The sequence below is a fragment of the Macrococcoides caseolyticum genome, assembly GCF_002902665.1.
GTDB classification, from domain to species: domain Bacteria; phylum Bacillota; class Bacilli; order Staphylococcales; family Staphylococcaceae; genus Macrococcoides; species Macrococcoides caseolyticum.
Map to the genome: position 1 here is coordinate 1 of NZ_PPRM01000064.1, position 2,127 is coordinate 2,127.

Below are 2,127 nucleotides of genomic sequence, written 5' to 3' on the forward strand. Positions count from 1 at the left end.
GGATTAAGACGGCATACCAGCACCTAAAAAACCCCCTAACTGTTCCAGCAGTCAGGGGGTTCGGTGTTTCTATGGAAATCTTAATTGTTAACTACATTATATCTCATTCAGTTTTCTTTGTAAAACTAATCAACGACATAGACATACTTTACAGCATGTTTAAAAATCGTTATTTCTCGTCCATCTTCTGTTTCGATAATGATCTCATACTGTGGTGCAAATAAATATGTTCCAGTGATAGCTTTTCCGTCAGTAAAAACAACCTTGATCTTTTCACCTTTGCGATGATAAAAACCAAACTTTCTTTTTACCTCTGTTTTTTCCTCAGACATATAATCACCTCAATCTTTTATTTCTTTTATTATAACTAAGAAATATTCCTGAATAAACATATAAATAGCACCTTATAAGAGCAATAAAGCGTTCTAGCAAACCTTTAAACTACTTTAGGACTTTACAACCATTCAAATACATTATCGTTGCTTGTACGTCGTCTGTACTAAGCCTTAACAAATCATTGGCAAACACTTAATAAACTAATATAGCATTTCATGAAGTGTTGTCTAACACTTCATGAATAACTTAATAACTAATTGCATTTAATTAAGGTAGATGTATTGATATAATTGTCTTTGAGATACTTAACAAATGATTGTCAAAGGATTAACAAGTTTAGATATGATTAGGCAAATGTTTAACAAACTATTGATAAAGGGTTGATGAAATGAAATCATGTATTGATATTGCTAATGAACTGAATGTAAGTAAACAAACTGTATTTAATAACGCTAAAAAATTGAAAATAGAATTGACTAAGCAAGACAATACCTTATATGTTTCAAGTGCTGATGATGTTGAAGCAATTAAGAATAGAATACTCAAAAATAAGGCCAAGCAGTTGAATATAGATGTATCTGAACTAATGCATGATGATACAAAGCAAGATAAAGACATTCAAAGTGTTTCAGACAATAGTAATGAAATAGATCTGCTTAGACAAATGATTAACGATAAAGACAAACAGATACAATCATTACAAGATGATAAGCAAGACTTAACTTCATTACTTAAGCAACAACAACAATTATTACACAATCAACAGTCATTACAATTGCAATCAAATGATAAAATTAAGGCTCTTGAAACAGAATTAAAAGGAATAAAAGAAGATGTAAAGCAAGATACAACAGATTTACATGTAACTACTAAAGTTGATAACTTCTATAAAGATTTAAAAGATGAAAAAGATTCTAGAGAACATAGAGGTTTTTTCAGTAGAATTTTTAAAAAATAAAGTAACACAATATGTATTGAGTTACATAAAGAGGATTATAAACCTATAGAATCAATACCTATAATACATTTTATAGTCTGAAATAGGATATTATAAAGATATTAGATGTGTATATCTTCATAATTAAGTTATCGTTGTTGTTGAGGAGATGTGAGATATGAATGTAGGAAATCAAATTAAAAATCATCGTAGAAGAATGAAATTGACTCAAGTAGAACTAGCCGAGAAATTATATATTTCAAGTCAAACTATTTCCAATTGGGAAAATGAAAGAAGCTATCCAGATATACATAATTTGATTGCACTTACTATTCTTTTCAATATTTCTTTAGACGAACTTGTTAAAGGAGATATTACAAATATGAAAGAAATAATCAAAAAAAGTAACTACAGTCGGTATAATTGGATTATGCTTATTATGTTCTTATTAGCTTTAATTTCATTTGAATTTTTTATAAAAGAGTTCGGATTAATGGGATTAATTATACCTGTGATACTTGTGGGTATTGGGTTATTTTTCTCTAGGTTAATTAATGACATTGAAAAGAGCGATGAAGTAAAGAAATATAAGGATATTGTAGTGTTCTTAGATGAGAATAATAGTAAATTTGAAAAAGATAATATTGAAGTTAGTTTAGCAATAATAACTATTTTATTAAGTTTATTGTTAGTTTTTCAAATTATTTTTAATATTATTAGCTAATCATTAAATTGATTGGCTTTTCTTTTATCTTCAAAAAAGTAACACAATGGTAATTAAGTTACATTCAAAAAAGAGGTAAATAGAATTTAAATTCCATTCACCTCTTTTTTAATTTTTATCATTTTGATGT

At 27.4% G+C, this 2,127-nt stretch carries 3 protein-coding genes; 2 read left to right on the forward strand and 1 reads right to left on the reverse strand.

Going from position 1 to position 2,127, the window contains the following annotated elements; all coding sequences use genetic code 11:
• Positions 1-125: 125 nt before the first annotated feature.
• Complete coding sequence (locus CD152_RS09280; protein WP_101031566.1) at positions 126-332, reverse strand: hypothetical protein; 207 nt, start codon at positions 330-332, stop codon at positions 126-128.
• Positions 333-724: 392 nt separating this feature from the next.
• On the opposite strand from CD152_RS09280, the gene CD152_RS09285 reads away from it, so the two are divergent.
• Both CD152_RS09285 and CD152_RS09290 read left to right on the forward strand, forming a co-directional pair.
• Positions 725-1,294, forward strand: coding sequence for a hypothetical protein (locus CD152_RS09285; RefSeq protein WP_101042176.1), 570 nt, complete (start codon positions 725-727; stop codon positions 1,292-1,294).
• Between the two features lie 157 nt (positions 1,295-1,451).
• The gene (locus CD152_RS09290; protein ID WP_101042177.1) at positions 1,452-1,997 is read left to right on the forward strand and encodes a helix-turn-helix domain-containing protein; all 546 of its coding nucleotides are present in this window, start codon (positions 1,452-1,454) and stop codon (positions 1,995-1,997) included.
• Positions 1,998-2,127: the final 130 nt, after the last annotated feature.

Coding starts and splice junctions, on each gene's coding strand:
- CD152_RS09280 (WP_101031566.1), bottom strand. CDS start 332: ATGTCTGAGGAAAAAACAGAGGTAAAAAGAAAGTTTGGTTTTTATCAT.
- CD152_RS09285 (WP_101042176.1), top strand. CDS start 725: ATGAAATCATGTATTGATATTGCTAATGAACTGAATGTAAGTAAACAA.
- CD152_RS09290 (WP_101042177.1), top strand. CDS start 1,452: ATGAATGTAGGAAATCAAATTAAAAATCATCGTAGAAGAATGAAATTG.